Source organism: Massilia oculi (genome assembly GCF_003143515.1).
GTDB classification, from domain to species: Bacteria; Pseudomonadota; Gammaproteobacteria; order Burkholderiales; family Burkholderiaceae_D; genus Telluria; species Telluria oculi.
Window position 1 is genome coordinate 589154 of sequence record NZ_CP029343.1, and the last position, 23261, is coordinate 612414.

21 protein-coding genes are annotated in these 23261 nt (G+C 66.5%); 17 read left to right on the forward strand and 4 right to left on the reverse strand.

Annotated features, from left to right (window positions below):
• Positions 1-24: 24 nt before the first annotated feature.
• The 10 genes from DIR46_RS02685 (at position 25) to DIR46_RS02730 (ending at position 10381) form a co-directional block, all read left to right on the forward strand.
• Positions 25-621 carry an FMN-dependent NADH-azoreductase gene (locus DIR46_RS02685; RefSeq protein WP_109343871.1) on the forward strand — a complete coding sequence of 199 codons (597 nt, stop codon included), beginning with the start codon at positions 25-27 and terminating at the stop codon, positions 619-621.
• 42 nt (positions 622-663) lie between these two features.
• Positions 664-1533: a pirin family protein gene (locus tag DIR46_RS02690; RefSeq protein ID WP_109343872.1), complete on the forward strand. Its 870-nt coding sequence runs from the start codon at positions 664-666 to the stop codon at positions 1531-1533.
• A gap of 103 nt (positions 1534-1636) precedes the next feature.
• Positions 1637-2107 (forward strand): hypothetical protein, encoded by a 471-nt coding sequence (locus tag DIR46_RS02695; protein ID WP_109343873.1) that lies wholly within the window; start codon positions 1637-1639, stop codon positions 2105-2107.
• 81 nt (positions 2108-2188) lie between these two features.
• Entirely contained in the window at positions 2189-3157 is a 969-nt protein-coding gene (locus DIR46_RS02700) for a succinylglutamate desuccinylase/aspartoacylase family protein (protein WP_109343874.1), read from the forward strand.
• Positions 3158-3256: 99 nt separating this feature from the next.
• Positions 3257-3553 (forward strand): ArsR/SmtB family transcription factor, encoded by a 297-nt coding sequence (locus tag DIR46_RS02705; protein WP_109343875.1) that lies wholly within the window; start codon positions 3257-3259, stop codon positions 3551-3553.
• Between the two features lie 9 nt (positions 3554-3562).
• Positions 3563-4627 (forward strand): alkene reductase, encoded by a 1065-nt coding sequence (locus DIR46_RS02710; protein ID WP_109343876.1) that lies wholly within the window; start codon positions 3563-3565, stop codon positions 4625-4627.
• Between the two features lie 228 nt (positions 4628-4855).
• On the forward strand, positions 4856-7510 hold the full coding sequence (pepN, locus tag DIR46_RS02715) for an aminopeptidase N (protein WP_109343877.1): 2655 nt from the start codon (positions 4856-4858) through the stop codon (positions 7508-7510).
• 7 nt (positions 7511-7517) lie between these two features.
• The gene (locus DIR46_RS26375) at positions 7518-8378 is read left to right on the forward strand and encodes a hypothetical protein (RefSeq protein ID WP_162819399.1); all 861 of its coding nucleotides are present in this window, start codon (positions 7518-7520) and stop codon (positions 8376-8378) included.
• A gap of 243 nt (positions 8379-8621) precedes the next feature.
• Positions 8622-9059, forward strand: coding sequence for an acyl-CoA thioesterase (locus tag DIR46_RS02725; RefSeq protein WP_109343878.1), 438 nt, complete (start codon positions 8622-8624; stop codon positions 9057-9059).
• A gap of 122 nt (positions 9060-9181) precedes the next feature.
• Entirely contained in the window at positions 9182-10381 is a 1200-nt protein-coding gene (locus DIR46_RS02730) for a right-handed parallel beta-helix repeat-containing protein (protein WP_109343879.1), read from the forward strand.
• A 14-nt stretch (positions 10382-10395) separates the two neighbouring features.
• Here the strand turns inward: DIR46_RS02730 and arsC are convergent, their stop codons facing one another.
• A complete protein-coding gene (arsC, locus tag DIR46_RS02735) occupies positions 10396-10743 on the reverse strand; it encodes an arsenate reductase (glutaredoxin) (protein ID WP_109343880.1) in 348 nt (115 codons plus the stop codon).
• A gap of 191 nt (positions 10744-10934) precedes the next feature.
• On the opposite strand from arsC, the gene DIR46_RS02740 reads away from it, so the two are divergent.
• Positions 10935-11564: a 1-acyl-sn-glycerol-3-phosphate acyltransferase gene (locus DIR46_RS02740; RefSeq protein ID WP_109343881.1), complete on the forward strand. Its 630-nt coding sequence runs from the start codon at positions 10935-10937 to the stop codon at positions 11562-11564.
• Positions 11565-11594: 30 nt separating this feature from the next.
• Here DIR46_RS02740 and DIR46_RS02745 read toward each other — a convergent pair whose 3' ends face one another.
• Together DIR46_RS02745 and DIR46_RS02750 are read right to left on the reverse strand one after the other, a co-directional pair.
• Positions 11595-13268 carry a SulP family inorganic anion transporter gene (locus tag DIR46_RS02745; RefSeq protein ID WP_109343882.1) on the reverse strand — a complete coding sequence of 558 codons (1674 nt, stop codon included), beginning with the start codon at positions 13266-13268 and terminating at the stop codon, positions 11595-11597.
• Between the two features lie 97 nt (positions 13269-13365).
• Positions 13366-14880 (reverse strand): GGDEF domain-containing protein, encoded by a 1515-nt coding sequence (locus DIR46_RS02750; RefSeq protein ID WP_109343883.1) that lies wholly within the window; start codon positions 14878-14880, stop codon positions 13366-13368.
• A gap of 155 nt (positions 14881-15035) precedes the next feature.
• Here DIR46_RS02750 and DIR46_RS02755 point away from each other — a divergent pair, with 155 nt between their 5' ends.
• The 4 genes from DIR46_RS02755 to DIR46_RS02770 all read left to right on the forward strand — a co-directional run bounded on the left by DIR46_RS02755 (position 15036) and on the right by DIR46_RS02770 (position 18964).
• The gene (locus DIR46_RS02755) at positions 15036-16004 is read left to right on the forward strand and encodes an SDR family oxidoreductase (protein WP_109343884.1); all 969 of its coding nucleotides are present in this window, start codon (positions 15036-15038) and stop codon (positions 16002-16004) included.
• Positions 16005-16037: 33 nt separating this feature from the next.
• Positions 16038-17111, forward strand: a complete 1074-nt coding sequence (gene ku / locus DIR46_RS02760; RefSeq protein WP_109343885.1) for a non-homologous end joining protein Ku — start codon at positions 16038-16040, stop codon at positions 17109-17111.
• Between the two features lie 2 nt (positions 17112-17113).
• Positions 17114-17347, forward strand: coding sequence for a hypothetical protein (locus DIR46_RS02765; RefSeq protein ID WP_109343886.1), 234 nt, complete (start codon positions 17114-17116; stop codon positions 17345-17347).
• A 153-nt stretch (positions 17348-17500) separates the two neighbouring features.
• Positions 17501-18964, forward strand: coding sequence for a catalase (locus DIR46_RS02770; RefSeq protein WP_109343887.1), 1464 nt, complete (start codon positions 17501-17503; stop codon positions 18962-18964).
• Between the two features lie 66 nt (positions 18965-19030).
• Here the strand turns inward: DIR46_RS02770 and ligD are convergent, their stop codons facing one another.
• Positions 19031-21589 carry a DNA ligase D gene (ligD, locus tag DIR46_RS02775; RefSeq protein WP_109343888.1) on the reverse strand — a complete coding sequence of 853 codons (2559 nt, stop codon included), beginning with the start codon at positions 21587-21589 and terminating at the stop codon, positions 19031-19033.
• 224 nt (positions 21590-21813) lie between these two features.
• Here ligD and DIR46_RS02780 point away from each other — a divergent pair, with 224 nt between their 5' ends.
• Both DIR46_RS02780 and DIR46_RS02785 read left to right on the forward strand, forming a co-directional pair.
• On the forward strand, positions 21814-22107 hold the full coding sequence (locus tag DIR46_RS02780) for a hypothetical protein (RefSeq protein ID WP_109343889.1): 294 nt from the start codon (positions 21814-21816) through the stop codon (positions 22105-22107).
• Between the two features lie 208 nt (positions 22108-22315).
• The gene (locus DIR46_RS02785; RefSeq protein ID WP_109343890.1) at positions 22316-23257 is read left to right on the forward strand and encodes a D-2-hydroxyacid dehydrogenase; all 942 of its coding nucleotides are present in this window, start codon (positions 22316-22318) and stop codon (positions 23255-23257) included.
• Positions 23258-23261 lie beyond the last annotated feature (4 nt).

Below are 23261 nucleotides of genomic sequence, written 5' to 3' on the forward strand. Positions count from 1 at the left end.
TCTACCAAACGAAGGGGCCTGACCATGAACATCCTGCACATCACCACCAGCGTTCGCGGCGACGCATCGGAATCGACCCGCGTCACCCAGCAAATCGTCGACAAGCTGGCCGCCGCCAACCCGGGCGCGACCGTCGTGCGCCGCGACTTCGGCGCCCAGCCGCACCCGCTGCTGGACGGCGCCGCCGTCGGCGCCCTGTTCACCCCGCTTGAGCAGCGCAGCCCGGAACAGGCAGCGCGCGTCGCCCTGGATGATGCGCTGATCCTTGAGGCGCAGGCGGCCGACGTGATCGTGCTGGGCGCCCCGATGTACAACTTCTCGATGCCGGTGCAACTGAAGAGCTGGTTCGACGCGGTGGCCCGCGCCGGCGTGACCTTCCGCTATACCGAGACCGGTCCGGAAGGCCTGCTGAAGAACAAGAAGGTGTACGTGGCCGCGTCCCGCGGCGGCGTGTACGACGAAGCGGCCGACCCGCAGGTGCCGCAGATGCGCGCCCTGCTGAACTTCCTCGGCCTGAACGACCACACCTTCATCTATTCGTCGGGCATGGCGATGGGGCCGGAAGCCGTGGCCAAGGGCCAGGCCGCGGCCAACGCGGCCGTCGAGGCGGCACTGGCGTAATTCTTGCCGCCCGCCAGGCGGCGCAAACAACAGGAGAGCAGCATGAACACCGCAGTTGCCACCACCTCGATCCAGAAAACACGCGGCATCGAGCGCATCATCAACGGCCAGTTCGTGATGGACGGCGCGGGCGTGAAGATCAACCGCGTGCTGACCGGTCCCCTGCAGCGCCGCCTGGATCCATTCCTGATGCTCGACGCCTTCGGCAGCGACAAGCCGGGCGACTACATCGCCGGCTTCCCGGAACATCCGCACCGCGGCTTCGAGACCATCACCTATATGCTGGCCGGCCGCATGCGCCACCGCGACAGCGCCGGCAACGAGGGCATGATCACCGATGGCGGCGTGCAGTGGATGACGGCCGGCCGCGGCGTGATCCACTCCGAGATGCCGGAGCAGAACGAGGGCCTGATGGAGGGCTTCCAGCTGTGGCTGAACCTGCCCGCCAGCGACAAGATGATCGAGCCCTGGTACCGCGACATCCCGCTCGAGGAAGTGCCGCGCTTCACGCTGGACGACGGCGTGACGGTGCAGGTGATCGCCGGCAGCACGCATGGCGTCGATGGCGCGGTGCAGCGCGCGCATACCGAGCCGCTCTACCTCGACCTGGAGATCCCGGCCGGCGTGACCTTCGAGCAGCCGATTCCGGCCGGGCACAACGCCTTCGTCTACGTGTTCCGCGGCGAAGCTGTCATCGAGGGCAAGGGTGTCGGCCAGGCGCGCATGGCGATCCTCGACAACGCGCCCGGGGCCGACGGCGTGCGCATCAAGGCAGTGGCCGATACCCGCGCGCTGGTGCTGGCCGGGCGTCCGCTGAACGAACCGATCGCGCAGTACGGTCCGTTCGTGATGAATACCCAGGCCGAGCTGCAGCAGGCGGTCGAGGATTTCCGGGCCGGCAGGTTCAGTTGAACGATCGGCAGCAGGGCGCCCCAAACCGCCCTGCTGCCCCCTATGCGAGGTTCCCGGCCATGCGCTACACTCGCGGGATGACACAAGCGCAAGACATCTCGTAATGGCACTGCTGGACACCCTCGGCGACCTCTGGTCGCGTGCAAGCCGGGCCATGGGCCTGGAAAACGCCGACCGCTTCCCGCCCGGCCACGCCTATCCGCACACCCGCTGGAACAAGGCGTATTTCGACATCCCGTCCGACTACCAGGCCGACCGGATGGAAAGCGTCGTCTGCGCCGCGATCGCCAACACGCCCTATGTGTTCGGCGAGATCCGCAACCCCACCCCGCGCATGCAGCGCGCGCTGCTGTCCATCATCGAATCGCGCCTGCGCCGCGCCGATGCCCCGGCCGACCTGGTGCACCTGTTGATCAAGGCTTACCGCCAGCCGCATACGCCAGACATCGTGCCGGGATTGCGCGCCGCGATCGCGGCCAATGCGCAGTACGACGCCAATATCCAGGCGCATGCGGTGCTGGCCTACCTGGGCGATGCGCCGGCGGGTTTTGGGGTCATCGAGGCGCAGGGCTGAACCCCTCCATCGAGTCCGCGCACCTTGTCCGATAAAATAAGCACCCATCTTCGTTCCACAGCCAATACAGCCCATACCGCCATGACTTCCGCCCGCCAGTTCCAATTCAAATCCATCAACTACACGGCCCTAGCGGCCGGCCCGCGCGTCATCATCATGGGCGCGACCCATGGCAACGAAGTATGCGGCACCAAGGCGATCAAGCGGGTCATGGAAGAAATCGACAGCGGCAAGCTGCACATCGCGGCCGGCAGCGTCACCTTCGTCCCGATCGTCAACCCGCTGGCCTACGCCCAGAACACCCGCAACGGCGACCGCAACCTGAACCGCGACCTGTTCCCGAAAGAGAATCCGCTGGACTTCGAGGACCAGGTCGCCAACTGGCTGTGCCCCCTCCTCGGCCAGCACGACGTGCTGCTCGACCTGCACTCCTTCGCCGCCACCGGCGAGCCGTTCGTGATGGTCGGGCCGCTCGACAACGACGGCACCTTGCAGCCATTCCGCCATGCGGCCAAGGAGCGCGCCTGGGCGCGCCGCCTGGGCGTGCGCCGCTTCGTCGACGGCTGGCTGGCCACCTATGGCGACGGCGTGCAGCGCCGCAGCCGCAGCGCCGACGAACTCGAGACCGTGCTGCGCTACGGCGTCGGCACCACCGAGTACATGCGCAGCACCGGCGGCTACGCGCTGACCCTCGAGTGCGGCCAGCACGACGATCCGGCCGCGCCGGACGTCGCCTACCGCGCCATCATGAACACGCTGGCCCACCTGGGCCTGATCGCCGCCGCCGATCCGGAACCGGTCGCCTTCGACGAGATGGAAGCGCTGTCGATGGTCGTGGTGCACGACAAGCTGCACGCGGACGACGCCTTCGTACGCCCATGGAAGAGCTTCGACCCGGTGAGCGAAGGCGAACTGCTCGGCCACCGCGCCGACGGCACGCCGGTGGTGGCCGAATTCGGCGGCCGCATCCTGTTCCCGGCCGCGAACGCCGCCGCCAACACCGAGTGGTACTACCTGACCCGCCCCAACGCGACTTTCGGCCGCGAGTAAGACCCTGGACAGGACATTTCGAGCCGTCGTCAGCAAACATTTCTTGAATATCGTAAGATGACGATATTCGGATCGAAAGAAGCCGATATAAGGAAAACCATGGACATCGACGCGATCCACAAGGCCCTGGCCAACCCGGTGCGGCGCCAGATCCTGCAGTGGCTCAAGGAGCCGCAGCACCACTTCAGCGAGCAGGATCACCCGCTCGAGATGGGTGTGTGCTGCAAGCTCATTGACCAGAAAACCGGCCTGTCGCAATCGACGGTGTCGGCGCACCTGGCCACCCTGCAGCGCGCCGGGCTCGTGAACACGCGCCGCGTCGGCCAATGGATTTTCTTCCAACGGAACGAGGAAGCGATCCATGCCTTTCTCGCACAACTGAACGACGGACTTTAGGAATACCCGATGACTACAATGTTTGACCCGATCAAGGTGGGCGCCCTCGAATGGCCGAACCGCATCGTCATGGCGCCGCTGACCCGCTCGCGCGCCGATGGCGGCGCACGCGTGCCGAATGCGCTGATGGCCGAATACTATGTGCAGCGCGCGTCCGCCGGGCTGATCCTGTCCGAAGCGACCTCGGTGACCCCGATGGGCGTGGGCTATGCCGATACGCCGGGCATCTGGTCCGACGAGCAGGTCGAAGGCTGGAAGATCGTCACCGAGGCCGTGCACAAGGCCGGGGGCCGTATCTTCCTGCAGCTGTGGCACGTGGGCCGCATCTCGGACCCGTCCTTCCTCGGCGGCGAGCTGCCGGTCGCGCCGTCGGCGATCCAGCCGGACGGCCATGTGAGCCTGCTGCGTCCGAAGCGCCCGTTCGTCACCCCGCGCGCGCTCGCACTCGATGAAATCCCCGGCATCGTCGCCGGCTACCGCAAGGGCGCCGAAAACGCCAAGAAGGCCGGCTTCGACGGCGTCGAGATCCATGGCGCCAACGGCTACCTGCTCGACCAGTTCCTGCAGGATTCCACCAACAAGCGCAACGACGCCTACGGCGGCCCGATCGAGAACCGTGCGCGCCTGATGCTGGAAGTGACCGACGCCTGCATCGACGTCTGGGGCGCCGACCGCGTCGGCATGCACCTGGCGCCGGCCCGCGATTCGCACGACATGGGCGATTCGACCCCGGCCGAGACGTTCGGCTACGTGGCGCGCGAGCTGGGCAAGCGCAAGATCGCCTTCATCTTCACCCGCGAAGGACAAGGTCCGGACGCGCTGGGTCCGATGATCAAGAAGGAATTCGGCGGCGTCTGGATCGCCAACCAGCAGCTCACCCGCGAAAAGGCCGAGGAACTGATCGCCAGCGGCACCGCCGACGCGGTGTCGTGGGGCCAGCTGTTCATCGCCAATCCGGACCTGCCGAAGCGCCTGCGGCTGGGTGCGCCGCTGAACGAGCCGAATACCGATACCTTCTACCATCCTGGCCCGGTCGGCTACACCGACTATCCGGCACTGGAACAGGCTGCCTGATACATCGCTTTCGCCACCGCTTCGCCGCCCACCGCCGGCGAAGTGGCGGCGCCTCTTTCGACGGGACCTTCACGGTCCCGTTTCTACGCGTATTGACGATACTAGCGAACACGCATACCGAGAGCACGCAATCTCTCCAACTGGTGTCCAGCGTGGAACGTTAGTGCTATTCTTGCGCGATTGACATTTCGCGCACCAAGATGCGCCCACCGAGAGAGAGGATATTCAGTGAACTTTCACGCACACCGCGTGATGGCCGTCGCCATCGCTTCCGCCGTCGTCTTCGGCGGCGCCGTCCACGCCGCGCCGGCAAAACAAGCCCCGGCCCGCGCCGAAACCGCCTTCCTCTCGCAGGACGACGCATTTGCGCGTTCCGCCCGCATCGCGAACGTCGACTATGTGCTGGACTTTACCCTGACCGGCAAGGAAACCTTCGCCGGCACCACGACCGTCACCTTCGATCTCAAGGACACCAGTTCCGCCGTCACCCTCGACCTGAACAAGGCCACCGTCAAGTCGGTCAGCGTCAACGGCAAGCCGGTCCAGGCGCGCTACAACAACTGGTTCATCACCATCGACCCGGCGCATCTGGCCAAGGGCCGCAACACCGTCACCGTCGCCTACGAGCGCCTGCACAGCACCAATGGCGAAGGCCTGCACCGCATGGTCGATCCAGCCGACGGCCGGGTGTATACCTATTCGCACTTCGAGCCGGTGGCCGCCCAGCAGATGTTCCCGCTGTTCGACCAGCCCGACCTGAAAGCCAGCTACACCGTCACCGTCACCGCGCCGAAGGACTGGCACGTGGTCACCACCACCCGCGAGACGAAGATCGATGACGCCGGCGCCAACCGCCGCTGGACCTTCAAGCAAACCAAGCGCCTGAGCCCCTACAACTTCTCGCTGCACGCCGGTCCCTACCAGGTCTGGGAAGACAATAGCGGCAAGTACCCGATGCGCCTGTTCGCGCGCCAGTCGCTGGCCAAGCAGGTGGTCCCCGCCGACTGGTTCCGCCAGACCAAGGCCGGCATGACCTTCTTCGAAGAGTACTTCGGCATCCCCTACCCCTTCGAGAAATACGACCAGCTGATCGTGCCGGACTTCCTGTACGGCGCGATGGAAAACGCCGGCGCCATCACCTTCGCCGAAGCACGCTACGGCGTGGCCAACATGACGGCCGACCAGAAGCAGTCGATGACCGAAGTGATCATGCACGAGATGGCCCACCAGTGGTTCGGCAACCTGGTCACCATGAAGTGGTGGAACGGCCTGTGGCTGAACGAAAGCTTCGCGTCGTTCATGGGCATCCTGGCCACCGCCGAATCGACCGAGTTCAAGGACTCGTGGCAGAAGTTCTACCAGACCGGCAAGCAGCGCGCCTACATCCAGGACCAGACCGCGAGCACCCACCCGATCGAGGTGCCGGTGCCGTCCTCGAGCAACGCCTTCGACAATATCGACGCCATCACCTATTCGAAAGGCGGCGCCGCCCTCAAGCAGCTGCGTCACCTGCTGGGCGAGGAAGTGTTCCGCAAGGGCGTGCACAACTACCTGGTCAAGTATTCGTGGCAGAACGCCACCCTCGACGACTTCATCGGCACCCTGGCCAAGACCGCCGGCCGCGACCTGTCGGGCTGGACGAAAGAGTGGCTGTACCACGCCGGCGTGAACACGATCGCCGCCAATTACAGCTGCAGCAACGGCAAGATCCGCGACTTCACCCTCACGCAAGCCGCGCCGGGCAAGGAGCTGCCGACCCTGCGCGAACAACGCGTACAGGTGGCGGCGTTCAAGATCGACGGCGGCAAGCTGTCGCTGATCAAGAACGTGCCGGTGACCTACAAGGGCGCGAAAACCGCGGTCAGGGACCTCGACGGCGCGGCCTGCCCGGACCTGGTGTACCCGAACTACCAGGACTGGGGCTATGCGAAAGTCCAGCTGGACGAGCGCTCCTTCGACACCGCGCGGACGAAACTGTCGCAGGTCGACGATCCGCTGCTGCGCGCCATGCTGTGGCAAAGCCTGTGGGATGGCGTGCGCGACGCCCAGCTGCCGCTGAACGACTTCATCACCGTGGCCCTGAACAATGCGCCGCAAGAGAAGGACTACACCCTGCTCGGCGACGTGCTGGGCAAGGTCGTCCAGTCGAAAGCCTACCTCGACGCCATGCGCCTCGACAGCGCGTATGCGAAACAGACCTACGCCGCGCTTGAAAAGATGGCCTGGGACGGCGTGCTGGCGCACAAGGCCAATGCCGACGTCCAGCGCCGCTGGTTCGGTCTCTACGTGAGCGTGGCCACGACTCCGGAGGCGCTGGCGCGCCTGGCCGGCATCCTCGACGGCAAGCTTGATGCCGCCGGCCTGCAGCTCACGCAAGACCAGCGCTGGTCGATCATCGCCCACCTCAATCGCTACGATCACGCCGGCGCCGAAGGGCTGATCGTGGCGGAAAGCGCGCGCGACAAGTCCGACGCCGGCCAGGTGGCGGCGGTGGCGGCCACCGCGTCGCGTCCGGATCCGAAGGTCAAGGCGGACTGGGTCGGGAAGATCGAGGACCTCAAGTCGCCGCTGCCGTTCTCGCGCATCCGTACGGCGATGGGCAGCGTGTTCCCGGCCGAACAGGGCCAGCTGAGCGAGCGCGAAGCCGACGCACGCCTGGCGCGCCTGCCGGCAATCGACAAGGCGGCCGGCCCGGTCTATATGCGCGCCTACGCCACCACGATGATCCCGACCGCCTGCACGCCGCAAAGCGTGCAGCGCCTGAGCCGCGCGGCCGACCGGATGCAGGACCTGTCGGCGTTCACCCGCCGTTCTTTGCTGGACACCCTGCAGGAAGAGCAGCGCTGCGTGGCCATCAAGGCGGCGATGACGGCGCCGAAGTAGACCCTCGATGAGCGCGGACGCCGGCCTGATGCCGCGCCGCGCGCCGGGCTGGCCGCTGGCGGCCACGCTCGGCGCGCACCTGCTGCTCGCATGGTGGTGGTTTGACGCCACCGGCGTGCGGGCGTTGCCATCCATCGTTCCGACGCTGCGTGAATTCCTCGTGGTGCCGGTGCTGGTACCGCCGCCTGCACCCGAATCCTCACCACCCGCGCCGATTCCCCGTTCCTCTGCCCGCTCACCGGCGCGCCCTGCGGTCGAAGCGCAGCCTGTCACGACCGCTCCTGCCACTGCCCCGCCAGCGGAGTCTGGCGCCGAAGCCTATCTCGACCCACCGGCGCAGCCTGCGCCGCAAGACAATGCCGTCTCCGAGGAAGCGACGCTGGCCAGCCGCGCCAGGCGCGCCGCCGGCAGCGCCGATCACGAACTACGCAAGGGCAAGCTGGCCCCGCTCGAACCGACCGACACCCCATGGAAGCGCTTTGCCAGCGCCGTCGAAGGCGCCCGCAAGGACACCTCGCTCACGCTGACGTCGGAGAGCTATACCTCGCCCGACGGCACCATCGTCTACCGCTTCCGCAAGAACGGTCAATATTACTGCCGCACCGGCGGCGGCGTGCGGCGAGCATGTTCGGCGCCGAGGGCGGCGGCGCCGTCCTGTTCGACAAGCCGGGTGGAGGTGGCCTCGCCGGCCTCGTGCCCTGCCCGTCCAGGGCCGAGTTCAAGCGCGACTGAGCGCCGCTCGTCGCCGTCGGCAATGCAACGCACAGTTCCGCCACCCGGCGCCATGCGCCGTCGGCCCCGCACTGCGCCGGCGGATGTTCGCGCAGCAGCGCGCCCAGGTCGAGCGGCGCTCCCTCGCGTACCTTGACGCCACGCGCGATCGGCACGCACAGCGCGTCATGCCAGGCCGCCGCATGGCCTTCGGGCGTGGGCAGCGCGCCGCGCAGCCGGACGGCGGCTGCCTCGCATGCGGCGCCGCTCGCAAACTCGCCGCGCAGGCTGCTGCTCTCCAGCGTGACGTCGAGGTGCTGTTGCAGGTACAGCAGCAGGATCATCGTGAACATATAATGGCCGGGTCCGCGGCCCCGGCCGCGCTTGCAGAGGAAACACATTGGACTGGGATTTTCCGCAACCGTTCATCCTGCCGGTCGCGCCGCAGGCTGGCGACATCGATGGCCTGAACCACACCAATAACGCCGTCTACGTGCGCTGGTGCGAACAGGCCGGTTGGGCCCACTCGGAAATGCTGGGCCTGTCGCTGGACGACTACCGGCGCCTGGACCGCGCGATGGCGATCCGGCGCGGCGACTACGCATACCTGTTGCCAACAGTGCAGGGTGAGGCGCTGAGCCTGGCCACCTGGCTGGTCGGCGGCGACGGCAAGCTGACGATGGAGCGCCGCTTCCAGCTGGTGCGCGACAGCGACGGCGCCACCGTGCTGCGCGGACGCTGGGAACTGGTCTGCATCGAGATCGGCAGCGGCCGGCCGCGCCGCATGCCGGCCGAGTTCCTGGACACTTATATGCCCGTCGTGGTCGCGCCAGACTGAAACGCTGCCCGCGCGCATGATTGCATTGCGCATGCTCAAGGACGAGTTTGATCGATCCGGCGTACCGCCCGCTTGGGCGGGATCAGACTGGTTCCGTCACCCGATCCGACGACGAGGATGCGATGTTCCGGATTCTGCCCAAGATCCCGATCGATATGCGCCTGATCCTGTTCTGGCTGCTTGCCAGTCCGCTGCTCGCGGGGCCGTTGCTGGCCGGCTGCAGGCTGCGCGACGGCGGGCACGAAGAACTCGTGGTGCCCGAGCTGGTGCGCACCCATCTCTATCTCGCCCCCAACGGCTCGGACAGCAATCCCGGCACCCGCGCCGAACCCTTCCGCACCCTCGCGCGCGCGGCCCAGGTGGTCACGCCGGGCACGACCGTGCACGTGGCGCCCGGCATCTATTCGGGCGGCGTGCGCACCACCACCAGCGGCACGCTCGAAGCGCGCATCGTCTTCCAGAGCACCGAGCGCTGGGGCGCCAGGATCGTGCCGCCGCTCGACGCGCGCCAGAGCGCGGCCTGGGACAACCGCGGCAACTACGTCGACATCGTCGGCTTCGAAATCGACGGCACCCAGTACCAGAGCGGCATGAAATGGCTGAGCGGCATCTATAACGGCGGCTCGCACAACGGCGTGCACGGCAACCGCATCCACCACATCGGCAACGACGTGCCGTGCGAGCCCAAGGGCGGCTCGGGCATCGGGATCGACAGCTATTTCAAGGGCATGGACGTGGCCGTGACCGGCAACCACGTGCACGACATCGGCCCACCCGGCTGCCGCTACATGCACGGCATCTACATCAGCACCACGGCCAGTGTGCGGGGCAACGTCGTTTACCGCGTATCCGGCGCGGGCATCCATCTGTGGCACGACGCCAACCGCGTGACCGTGCGTGGCAATACCGTGGCGGCATGCGGCACCGGCATCGTGGTCGGCGGCGGCGACTTTTATCACAGCAAGGGGCCGAACGACCACACCCACGTCAGCAACAACATCGTCTACGACAACCACCACGGCATCCTCGAACAAGGGGCGATCGGCCGCCACAACAGCTTCCGCAACAACCTCGTGTACCAGAACGCCGGCCAGGACTGGAAGCTGTCGCCCGGCCGCGAGCATACGGGCAGCATCAGCGCGCCGCCCCAGTTCGTCGAGTACGGCGCAGGCGGCACGCCAGACTTCCGCCTGCGTCGCGGCTCGCCGGCGATCGGACAGGGCTTGCCGTCAGATTCCGCGCCGCCCGGCAGCGGCAATACCGGGGCGCGGCCGATGCGCAAGGCCGACATCGGGGCCCTGCCGTCGGCGCCGCCCCCCTAGCCGGGGCGTAACGCTTACAGGATTTCGCGCACCCGCTCGAACGGCCGGCACAGGCGCGCGCCCTTCGGCGTGACCACGAAAGGCCGCTCGATCAGAATCGGATGCGCAGCCATCGCATCGAGCAGGGCTGCGTCGTCCACCTCCGGCCGGTCCAGGCCGAGCTCGGCGTACAGGGCTTCCTTGCGGCGCACGGCGTCGCGCGGCTGCAGGCCCGCGTCGGCGATCAGGCGCGCCAGTTGTTCGCGGGTCGGTGGATTGACCAGGTATTCGACCACTTGCGGTTCGTGGCCGGCCTCGCGGATCGCGGCCAGGGTATTGCGCGAAGTCCCGCAGCGCGGGTTGTGATAGATCGTGATTTCCATTGTGATCAGGCTTGGTGTCGGATTGTCATCGGCTTGTCGTTCAGACAGCGGCATGATAACCACAGTGCATACCCGGCACCAGCATTTTTGCTTGTCCCCCTCCCCGCTCCGGCTAGAATCCGACGCTTGATTTTCTAGAGCGTAATGAGATTTCCCATAGCAACATGCTATTACGCCCCACCGGAGACCCGATGAGCGATTACCTGCAGCGTCCCGAGGCACTGCCCACCCTGCGCCAGCGCACCGCGCTGCGCGTGCTGCAGCTGTTCGGCTGGAAGCTGTATTTCAAGCCACTGCCCGGGCCACATGGCATTGCGGTGGTCTACCCGCACACCTCGAATTGGGACTTCCCCATCGGGCTGGTCGCCAAGTGGGCGCTCGACACGCCGTTTCGCTGGCTGGCCAAGGATTCGCTGTTCCGCGGCGCGATGGGCCGCCTGATGCGCTACTGGGGCGGCATCGCGGTCGATCGCCGCGCGCCGATGGGCGCCACGCGCCAGCTGGCCCAGCAGATGCTGAAGGAAGACTGGTGCTGGGTCGGCATCACGCCGGAAGGCACGCGCGGCTATCGTCCGCACTGGAAAAGCGGCTTCTATCACCTGGCGCGCACCGCCAACGTGCCGCTGCTGCTGGTCAGCTTCGACTACAAGAAGAAGGAACTGCGCGTGACCGAGACGCTCGAGCTATCGGGCGACGTCGAGCGCGACATGGAAGCGATCCGCGCGGTCTACCAGGACGTCACCGCCCTTTACCCAGAAAACGCAGCCCCGATCGTCCTCGCCGCGAAGGACGACAGCGAGGCCCGGCGCAAGCGCGCCTGATGCGCCTCACGCTGTCCGGCACCGGCGCCGTCAGGCCGGCGCCGGCCGTCCCGCCGCACTCGACCCCGCCAGCCTGTCCCAGGCATTCGCCGCGCTCAGGAACACCTGCCCGCTGAGCTGGCCCAGCAGATCGCTGTCCCGCAGCCGGTCCATCACCGGCCCCTTCACTTCGGCCAGGTGCAGGGTCACGCCGCGCTGGCCCAGCGACGCGTTCAATTCCTGCAGACCGAACAGGGCCGAGGTGTCGATCGCATTCACCGCCGACAGCACCAGCACCAGGTGGGCTGTAGCGGCATGCTGCACCAGTTCCTCGTCGATACGCTCGTTCACCGCGTCCACGTTCCCGAAGAACAGGCCGGCGTCGACCCGCAGCATCAGCAGGCCAGGCGTGGTCTCGGCCGAATAGCGGTCGACGTTGCGGAAGTGCTCGGTGCCATGGATGCGACCCAGCACCGCGATGTGCGGCCGGCTGGCGCGCCAGATCAGCGAGCCCATCGATAGCGCCACGCCCACCAGCACGCCCGCCTCCACCCCCAGCACCAGCACGCCGCCGGCAGTGGCCAGCAGTGCCAGCGCGTCGGCGCGGTCGTAGCGCCAGGCGGTGCGCAGGGTCGACCAGTCGAGCATGCCGAGCACCGCCACGATGATGGTCGCGGCCAGCGTCGGCAGCGGCAGCAGCGCCAGCCAGCCGGTGGGCGCCACCAGCGCCAGGGCCAGCAGGCCGGCCGTGATCACGCTCGCCAGCTGGGTGTTGGCGCCGGCCGCGAAATTCACCGCCGAGCGCGAGATGCTGCCGGTGACCGGAAAGCCGCCGGAGAGTGCGCTGCCGACATTGGCCACGCCCAGGCCGACCAGCTCGCGGTTGCTGGCCAGCTTCTCGCCGCCCCGCTTGAGCGCCAGCGCCTGCGCGCCCGACATGCTGATCAAGAACACCATGAAGCCGGTCAAGAGCGCCGGCTGCAGCAAGGCCTGCCAATGTCCGCTCGAGGTGGCCAGATTCAGGCCCGGCAGGCCGGCCGGTACCGCGCCGGTGGTAGCCACGCCAAGGCGGTCCAGTTCCAGCCACGGCACCAGCGCGGTGGCGCCCAGCACGACGAACATCGGCGCCAGCTTGCCCGCGATATCGGCCACGACGGGCTTGACGCGCAGCCGGCGCAGCAGCGGCGCCAGCCATTCGCGCGCCATGACCAGCAGGGCCAGGGAGCCAAAACCCAGCGCGATGCTGGGCCAGTGAGGTGAGGCGTCCAGCGCGATCGGACCGCCAATCAGCGTGCGCAGCTGCCCCCACGCGATGACGATCGCCGAACCGATGGTGAAGCCGCTCATCACTGGACGCGAAAAGAAGTTGGCAAGAAAGCCGATGCGCAGCAGGCCGCAGGCCAGCAGGACCAGGCCCGACATCAGCGCCAGCTGGGCCGCCAGCACGCCATACAGGCCGGTGCCGGGCGTGGCCAGCGGCGCCAGCGTGGACGCCGTCATCAACGACACGATGGCCATCGGCCCCACCGACTGGGTGCTGCTGGTGCCGAATAGCGCGTACAGCAGCGGCGGGAAGATGCTGGCGTAGATGCCGACCACCGGCGGCAGCCCGGCCACCAGCGCATAGGCCATGCCCTGCGGGATCATCATCATCGCCACCACGATGCCGGCGCTGATATCGCCCGGCAGCGCGGCGCCCCGGTATTCGCGAAGCCATTGAAGCATGGTCACCCTAGAGGACTTGCCAATTTGAAAGGCCGCTAGCGTAGCATAAATACCGAATAAGGATATTCGGTTTATGAGCTAACGCGGCGGCGCCGGCTCAGGACATCGCCAGTTCGACACAGTTTCTCCCGGCCCGCTTGGCGCGCGCCAGCGCGGCATTGGCGCGCACCGCCAGCGAATCGCCGCTCTCGCTCTCGCCCAACTGGGCCACGCCCAGGCTGATGGTCACGTGGTCGCAGCCCGGGATCTCGACCTGCTCGATTGCGGCGCGCAGCTTCTCGGCGATGCGCAGGCCGTCGATCGCGCTGGCATGCGGAGCGATCACCAGGAATTCCTCGCCGCCCGAGCGCACCAGCACGTCGCTCGCGCGCAGCAGGGCGCGCACGGTGTCGGCCACGGTGCGCAGCACGATGTCGCCCACCGGATGCCCAAAGCTGTCGTTGACCTGGCTGAAGCGGTCGATGTCGAAGCTCACCAGCGCCAGCGGCAGGCGGTAGCGGCGGGCGCGCTTGATCTCCTGCTCGAGCAGGTGCTCGCCGTGGCGGCGGTTGGCGACCTCGGTCAGGGCGTCGGTCGTGGCCAGGTGGGTCACGCGCGCCAGCAATGCCTCGTTCTCGCGCGTGACCTCGGCCATGCGCAGGCCATGGGCCGCCATCTGTGCCAGGTCGTCCAGCGCCTGCAGCTGCGCGCGCGAGAAGGCGCGCGCATGGTCGAACATCAGGCACAGCGAACCGCGCGGGCCGCCCGGGCCCTGGCCCGGGATCGGCAGGCCGACCACCATGCGCACGCCGAAGCCCTCCAGGCGGGCCGCCAGTTCGGGCTCGCCCGCCTTCTCCGGCGCGTCGAGCAGGGTGAATTCGCCGGTGGCGGCGGCCAGCAGGCCGGGAAAAGCGTGGCGCAGCGGCGACTGCAGCAGGCGCCCCTCACGGTGGAGCAGCGCCATCAGGTGCAGGCCGCCCACACCCTGTTCGGCTTCCAGGTGCAGGTCGCCGTCGCGGTGCTGGAACAGCGCCGCATGCACCAGGCCCGGCCAGCCGGACAGCGCGGCGCACAGGCGCTCGGCGAAGCGTACGCTGTCGTCGGCGTGGCTCAGGGCCTCCAGGCTGGCGCTTCGCAGCGCCAGCAGATTGTGCAGCTCTTCCTTGGCGGAGGTCGGCGCGAGCATCGGTGCAGATGCCGGCGCAGATGCCGGCGCGGATGCCGGCGGGAAGCCGGCGCGCAGGCGGGCGTCGAGCAACGCGCGGGTCTGCTGCGCGCGCAGCGGGCCGATGGCATAGTCGATCGGGCCGAAGGCCATCAGCGCCGGCAGCCAGCGCGCATTGGTGAAGGGGCACAGCACCAGGGTCGGCTTGCCGGTCCGTTCGGCCACCAGGGCGCCCAGGGCCGCCAGGTCGATGCCCAGCTCGCAGCGCTCGAGGTCCAGCACCACGAGGTCGGCCGGCTCGCGCGCCAGCAGGCTGCGCGCCTGCTCGGCGCCGGAGGCCACCCGCAACTGCGAGAAGACCCCGGCGCACGCGCTCTGGAAATCGGCGCGGCGCTGGCCCACCGGATTCACGAACAGGCAGCTGTAGTCGATGTCCACCTCATCCGCGCGCGCGCCCTCTTCTCCCATCCTCATTCTCCAAAACGTTTCCAGGCATTACCGATTCGGCATGTTTGCCTCGCGAGTGTGCCATAAGCGCGGCGCTGTGTGTGGAACCGCACCGTCGCGCCGGGCCATGCGTCCAATACTCTCCAGATCGGATGCACATTCATGGGAGAAGCACGATGGGACAGCAGGACGACGTGGCGAACAAGCAGAAGGCCATCCAGAACCGCCAGGACCAAATCGATGGCAGCATGCAGAAGGCCGGCAGTAATGACGAGGGCGCCGTGCAGACCGGCGTGCGGCAGCCGGAAACGCCGATGCCCGACCAGCACCTGGCCAAGCCCGGCATCGAAGCGCAGATGGAGCTCAAGCCGAAGTTCATGGCCGAGGGCTACAAGGGCAGCGGCAAGCTGGAGGGCATGAGCGCCATCGTGACCGGCGGCGACTCCGGCATCGGCCGCGCGGTCGCGGTGTTGTTCGCGCGCGAAGGCGCCGACGTGGCCGTCATGTACCTGAACGAGCACGAGGACGCCGAGGAAACCAAACGCTGCATCGAGGCCGAGGGCCGCCGCTGCATCACCATATCGGGCGACGTCAAGGACGCCGCCTTCTGCAACGAGGCGGTGGAAAAAGTCGTCGCCGAGTTCGGCCGCCTGGATGTGCTGGTGAACAACGCCGCCTTCCAGGAGCATGCGAACTCGCTGCTCGACATCACCGAAGAGCGCCTCGACGAGACCTTCCGCACCAATATTTATGGGTACTTCCACATGGCGCGCGCCGCCCTGCCCCATCTGAAACGCGGCGCGGCGATCATCAACACGGGATCGGTAACCGGCCTGCAGGGCTCCAAAAGGCTGCTCGATTATTCGGCCACCAAGGGTGCTATCCACGCCTTCACGATGTCGCTCGCCTCGAGCCTGATCGAACAGGGCATCCGCGTCAATGCGGTGGCGCCGGGCCCGGTCTGGACTCCACTGAACCCGGCCGACCAGACGCCCGAGCAGCTGAAGAAATTCGGCGCGGCCACCGACTACAAGCGCCCGGCCCAGCCGGAAGAACTGTCGCCGGCCTACGTGTTCCTGGCCTCGCCCGTGTGCTCGGGCTACATCACCGGCATCGTGCTGCCGATCACCGGTTCGGTCGGCTGACAGGCCGATCCGCAAACGACGAGGAGAGCATCCATGCGCAGCATGTGGAAAGGGGCGATCAGTTTCGGGCTGGTCCACATTCCGGTCGATATGTACACCGCGGTCGACAGCAAGGGGCTGGACCTGACCATGCTCGACCGGCGCGACTTTTCGCCAGTGGGCTTCAAGCGCTACAACAAGGGCAACGGCAAGGAAGTCGCGTGGGACGACATCGTCAAGGGCTACGAATATGAGGACGGCGAGTATGTCGTGCTGTCCGATGAAGACCTGCGCCGCGCCAACCCCGAGGCGACCCAGACCATCGACATCCAGGCCTTCGTGAATGCCGAGGACGTGCCGCTGATCTACTACGACCAGCCCTATTACCTCGCACCGGGCAAGGGCGGCACCAAGGTGTATGCCCTGCTGCGCGAGACCCTGCGCGAGGCCGGCAAGATCGGCATCGCGCGCGTCGTCATCCGCGTCAAGCAGCACCTGGCCGCGCTGGTGTGCGTGGGCGACACCATCGTGCTCAACACTTTGCGCTACCCGGACGAGATGCGCGATGCGGACGAACTCAAGATCCCCTCGCCCAGTTCGAAGACCGCCGCCGTCACCGTCAAGGAACTCAAGATGGCGATGGCGCTGGTCGAGGGCATGAGCGAGGACTGGGCGCCGGAGCAGTACCACGACACCTACCGAGAGGACGTGCTGGCCCTGGTCAAGAAGAAGATCAAGGCCAGGCAGACCAAGACCATCACCCAGCCCGAGCCCGAGAAGGAAAAGCGCGCCAGCGGCAAGGTCATCGACCTGGTCGCCCTGCTCCAGGCCAGCCTGGGCAAGAAGCCGGCCAAGGCCGCGCTGGCGGCGCTGGACGACGACGACGACGACGATCCGCCGCCGCGCAAGTCGAGGAAGCCGGCCGAGGACGAGGACGACGACGACGACGCCCCGGCGCCGCGCGCGCGCAAGACGTCCGGCACGGGCAGCCGCTCCGGCGCCACCGCCAAGTCGACCCGCACCGCGGCGAGCAAGGCTGCGGCCAAGCCGGCCGCGAAGAAGGCCGCCGCAAAAAAGGCGGCGGCAAAAGCCTCGGCGAAGGCGGCGGCACGCAGGAAGGCGGCGTGAGGATGGGGGAACTGATCGACCTTCTCCAATGGCCGGCCATGGTGGTCAGCCTCTACGCCGCCTTCCTGATCGGCTCCAAGCGCGCCGAACGCCGGGTCTTCGGATTCTGGATGTTCATCCTCAGTAACCTGATGTGGATCGTCTGGGGCTTGCACGACGAAGCCTGGGCCCTGATCACCCTGCAGCTGGCGCTGATGGCGATGAATGTCCGGGGCATCTTCAAGAACGGAGACTGAATGCCGGAGGGCGGCGCCGCCGCCTTCTGACATTTCTTCTTCTCGGAGTATTGTAAAAACCTATCATAATAATTAAAGCAATTATCTTTCCCTAATCCAGATTGCTCTTTAGAATCTATCTCATTGAAATGCAACGCAATGAGGAGATCACGAATGAGCCAATCCCGCCTGACCACCGCCTCCGGCATCCCGCTCGCCGACAACCAGAATTCGCTGAGCGCGGGCCCGCGCGGACCGCTGCTGCTGCAGGACTTCCACCTGATCGAAAAGCTGCAGCACTTCAACCGCGAGCGCATTCCCGAGCGCGTCGTCCACGCCAAGGGTTCGGGCGCCTATGGCAGCTTCACCGTCACCCATGACATCACCGGGCTGACCAAGGCCAAGCTGTTCTCCCACGTCGGCAAGCAGACCCCGGTGTTCCTGCGCTTCTCGACCGTCGGCGGAGAAAAAGGCAGCGCCGATACCGAACGCGATCCGCGCGGCTTCGCCCTGCGCTTCTACACCGAGGAAGGCAACTGGGACCTGGTCGGCAACAACACGCCGGTATTCTTCATCAAGGACCCGATCAATTTCCCGGACTTCATCCACACCCAGAAGCGCGATCCGCAGACCAACCTCAAGTCGGCCAACATGATGTTCGACTTCTGGAGCAATGCGCCGGAAAGCCTGCACCAGGTGACGATCCTGTTCTCGGACCGCGGCACCCCGGACGGCTACCGCCACATGGACGGTTTCGGCAGCCATACCTATAGCCTGATCGACGAACAGGGCGAGCGCGTCTACGTGAAATGGCACTTCAAGACCCGCCAGGGCATCAAGAACCTGAGCGCGCTCGACGCCACCCGCATTGCCGGCAGCGACCCGGATCATGCCCAGCGCGACCTGTTCAATGCGATCGCCGCCAATGACTTTCCGCAGTGGGACGTGCAGGTGCAGGTCGCGACCATCCAGGAACTGGAAGCCTGGAGCGCGCGCACCGGCTGGAATCCGTTCGACCTGACCAAGGTCTGGCCGCATGGCGACTTCCCCGTGCAGCCGGTCGGCGTGCTGGAACTGAACCGCAACCCGCAGAATTACCATGCTGAAGTCGAGCAGGCCGCCTTCTCGCCGGCCAACGTGGTGCCGGGCCTGGGCTACTCGCCCGACAAGATGCTGCAGGGCCGCCTGTTCGGCTACCACGACGCCCAGCTGTACCGCGTCGGCACCAACCACCAGCACCTGCCGGTCAACGCCCCGCGCTGCCCGGTGCACAACCACCAGCGCGACGGCGCGATGGCGATCGCCAACGGCGGCTCGGCGCGCAACTACCACACCTTGAACAGCGTGGGCGCCGGCGCCACCGGCATGGGCCACGGCGAGCGTGAACTCGGCCTCGAGGGCGATGCCGGACGCTTCGACTTCCGCGGCCAGGAAGACGATTACACGCAGGCCGGCAACCTGTTCCGCCTGATGGACACCCAGGCGCGCCAGAACCTGTGCGACAACCTGGCCGGCCCGCTGAGCCAGGTGGACGAGGACATCCTGCAGCGGCAGCTGCGCCACTTCGACCTTGCCGATCGTGCGTATGGCGCCGGCGTGCGCGCCTCGCTCAAGGCGCTGGGCAGGAACGTCGACTAATCCGCAAACCGGTTCTCCCTCCTTGCCGCCACCCGGGCCTCCAGTTCCGGCGTGGCGGTTTTTGATTCAGGGCTCGAACCCGAGCGCCTTCATCGCTTTCGTGAGCGTCCTGGCCGCCGTGGCATAACCCTCCCACGGCGCATTGCCCTCGTCCAGCCGTGTGTGCACATTGGCCACAGTCCACTGCGTGCTCGATGTCAGGCCCGGCAACTCTTCCCAGCGCAGCGGCACCGAGATCCCGAGTCCGGGCCTCACCCGCGCCGACCAGGCGGCGACGGTGGTCGCGCCCTGCCCGTTGCGCAGGTAGTCGATGAAGATCTTGCCGACCCGGTTCTTCGGGCCACTCTTGAAGGCGAAGCGATCGGGCAAGGTATCGGCCATATGCCGCACGATCGCCTGCGAGAACGCCTTGACGGTATCCCAGTCGTGGCCGCCCTTGATCGGCACCACCACGTGCAGGCCCTTGCCACCGCTGGTCTTGAGAAAAGCAGGCAAGCCAAGTTCGTCGAGGAAGGCGTGCATCAGTTGGGCCGCCTCCTGCATCGCCGGCCATTCGACGCCCTGGCCCGGGTCGAGGTCGAACACCATGCGGTTCGGCTTCTGGTAACTGCCCTTGAACGCGTTCTGGGTGTGGATCTCGACCACGTTCCACTGCGCCGACGACAGGATGCCTTCCACCTTCGCCACTTCGAGCATCGGCGGATGGTCGGGGTCGAGCGCCTGGTCCAGCTGGCGCAGGCCAGGCATCTTGCGCACGTCGGCGTGCTTCTGGAAGAACAGCTCGCCGCCCACGCCCTCGGGTGCGCGCACCAGCGACACAGGACGGCCCTTCAGGTGCGCCATCATCAGTTCGCCGACCAGCGCGTAGTAGCGGATCAGGTCGAGCTTGGTCGCGCCGCTTTCCCTGTCGATCACACGGTCGCCATTCGTGATCTTCATCGATGCCGGTAGCTTGCCGGATGCCGCAACGGGATCCTCATCGTCATTTGGAGTCGCATCGGTCATGTGCTGTGCCTTTTCACGTTTGATGCCCTTGGCCGGCTTGTCCTCGCGCAGCCCCTGGAATACCGGATGACGCACGGCGCCGGCGCCCGTCCATTCCGAGAAGCTGACTTCGGCCACCAGCACCGGCTTGACCCAGTGGTGCTTGCGGCCGGGGACGGCGCGCGGCGGGAAGGGACTCTCGTCGCTGCGCAGCTTTTCCAGGCGCTGGGCGATCGAGGTCAGCGAGGAATGGTTGAAGCCCGAGCCGACATTGCCCGCGTAACGCAGCACGCCTTCCTCGTCGTAGGTGCCAAGCAGCAGCGACCCGATGCCGGTGCGCGACCCCTTGGGATCGGTGAAGCCGCCGATCACGAATTCCTGGCGCAGCCCGCACTTGAGCTTGATCCAGTCGGGCGAGCGCCGCGACACATAGGGCGCGTCGCGGCGCTTGCCGATCACGCCTTCCAGGCCGATCTTGCAGGCGGCGATCACGAGTTCGTCCGGCTTGTCGCCGAATTCCGCGGAGAAGCGCACCTTGTCCGACGTCTTTTTCGCGAGCAATTTTTCGAGCAAGCCGCGCCGGTCGACCAGCGGCAGCTCGCGCAGATCGTGGCCGTCGAAGTACGGCAAGTCGAACAGGAAGAAGTCGATGCGCTCGGCATGCTTGCCGTCGAAGGCCTGCTGCAGCTTGCCGAAATCGGGCTTGCCGTGCTCGTCGTGGACCACGATCTCGCCGTCGTACCAGCCATCGGGCAGCTTCATGCGCTCCAGCTCGGCCTTGAGCGGCAACAGCTTGTCGGTCCAGTCGTTGGCATTGCGCGTGATCAGGCGTACCGCGCCGTCCTCGATGCGCGCCAGCATGCGGTAACCGTCGAACTTGACCTCGAATACCCAGTTCTCCGGGTCGGGCGGCGGCGCGTCCACCAGCGTGGCCAGCTCGGGAGAAAATTTCTCGGGCAAGGCGACCTTGGCGGATGGCGACGCCGGCGCTTTCTTCGCGGCCTTCTTCGCCGCCGCCCGCTTCTTCGGGGCCGGCGCCGCTTCCTCGTCTGCGCGCAGCGCGTCGACCTTGCGCTGCACGCGCCCGGGCATCGGCAGATCCTTGACGCTGTCCGGCATCTCGTCGACCAGCGAGAACTCCTCGGACGAGCGCGCGTATTCGTCCTTCTCCTTGATCAGGAGCCACGGCTCCTGCTTCTCGTTGCCGCGGCCCTTCATGCGCACCAGGGTCCAGCGGCCGCGCATCTTGTGCCCGTGCATCTCGAACTTGATGCTGCCCTTGGCAAAACCCTTGTGCGGGTCTTCAAGCGGTTCCCAGGTACCCTTGTCCCAGATGATCACTTTCCCCGCTCCGTATTGCTTGGCTGGAATGGTTCCTTCGAAATCGGAATACGAGATCGGGTGATCCTCGACGTGCACCGCCATGCGCTTGTCGTGGGTGTCGTAGCTGGGGCCTTTCGGCACCGCCCAGCTTTTCATCGTGCCATCCAGCTCGAGCCGGAAATCGTAATGCAGGCGGCTGGCCCAGTGCTTCTGGATGACGAAGGTCAGGGCATCGAGTCCGGGCGTACCCCCTTCGGCCGGTTCTGACGTGATCGTGAAGTTGCGCTTGGCTTTATAGACTTTGAGTGCGTCGGGCATCGCGGTGCTCCTGGAACCTATTGATCACAGCCTATTCCTGCCTCGCGCCGGGAACCGTACGGCAGCGAACGCTGACCGGGGCCGTTGCGATAAATGTAAGCGGATGTAATTTTCGTCAACTGGACCGTAACGCTCCCCGTTATCACCTCAGTAACACGGGGAAAACTCCACGGAGCCCCACCTGAGATCGATCGAGTTTCAAACCACTTTAAAGGAATGACACCATGAGCAAAATCGCCGCTACCCTGATCGCTGGTCTGTTCGCTACTTCCGTGTTCGCCCAGACGCCTGACGCCACACCCGCTACCCACGCCGAAGCGCAGGCCCACAAAGATGCAGCCAAGGCCGACGCCAAGCACGCGAAAGAAGTCGCCAAGGCCGACGAAAAGGTAGAGAAGGCCAATGCCGAGGCGAAAGCCGACGTGGCCAAGGCCGAAGCGAAAGCATCCGAGAAGAAGGCTGAAGCCAAGGCCGACCAGGTCGAAGCGAAGGCCGACGGCGTCGCCCGTTCGCAGTAATCCCCCAGGCTCAGGGCCCTCACCAGAAGCCGGCTCGAGCCCCACCATATCGCGGCGTTCCCCACGCCGCGCCATGCAAAAGACAGGTCTTCCTGTCTTTTGCCATGCCTGCTCTACAATAGGCTTTCGCCTTGTAGTTCGCCTTGTAGTTCGCCTTGTATTTCGCTTTGTAGTTCGCTTTGTATTTTCCCGCAGCGTAAAGGACATCATGGACCGTATCGTCTTCCTCGACCGCGACAGCCTGCAAGCCAATGTGCGGGTGCCCGGCTTCGCGCATGCATGGCAGGATCACGCGGGCACCAACCCGGACGAGGTCGTGGAACGCCTGGCCGGCGCCACCGTCGCGATCACCAACAAGGTGCCCCTGTCCGCAGGGACGATCGCGCAACTGCCCGACCTGAAGCTGGTCGCGGTCGCGGCCACCGGTACCGACAACGTGGACCTGGCCGCCTGCCGCGAGCGTGGCATCGTGGTGTCGAACATCCGCGACTATTCGCTGGTCTCGGTGCCGGAACACTGCTTCACCCTGATGCTGGCGCTGCGCCGCAACCTGCGCGCCTATGCCCTCGACGTCGAGGCGGGCAAATGGGAGACGTCCAGCCGCTTCTGCCTGCTCGACCACCCGATCGGCGACCTGTCCGGCAGCCGCCTGGGCATCGTCGGCTACGGCGCGCTCGGACAACGCGTCGCCGGCATCGCGCGCGCGTTCGGCATGCGGGTGGCCGCCACCTCGCGTTCGCCGATCCAGGAGCCGGACGTTACCCAGCTGGCGCTGGATGAGCTGCTGGCGACGTCAAGCATCGTGAGCCTGCACCTGCCGCTCACCGAACAGACCCGCGGCCTGATCGGCCGGCGCGAGCTGGGCCTGATGAAACCGGGCGCACTCCTGATCAACACCGCGCGCGGCGGCCTGGTCGACGAGGCGGCGCTGGCCGACGTGCTGATGGAAGGCCGCATCGGCGCCGGTTTCGACGTCCTCTCCAAGGAGCCGCCATCGTCCGGCAATCCCCTGCTCGGCCTGCGCCTGCCGAACTTCATCCTGACCCCGCACGTGGCCTGGGCCAGCGCCGGCGCCATGCAGACGCTGGCCGATATGCTGGTCGATAATATCGAGGCCTGGCGGGCGGGCACGCCGCGCAACGTGGTCTGATTGC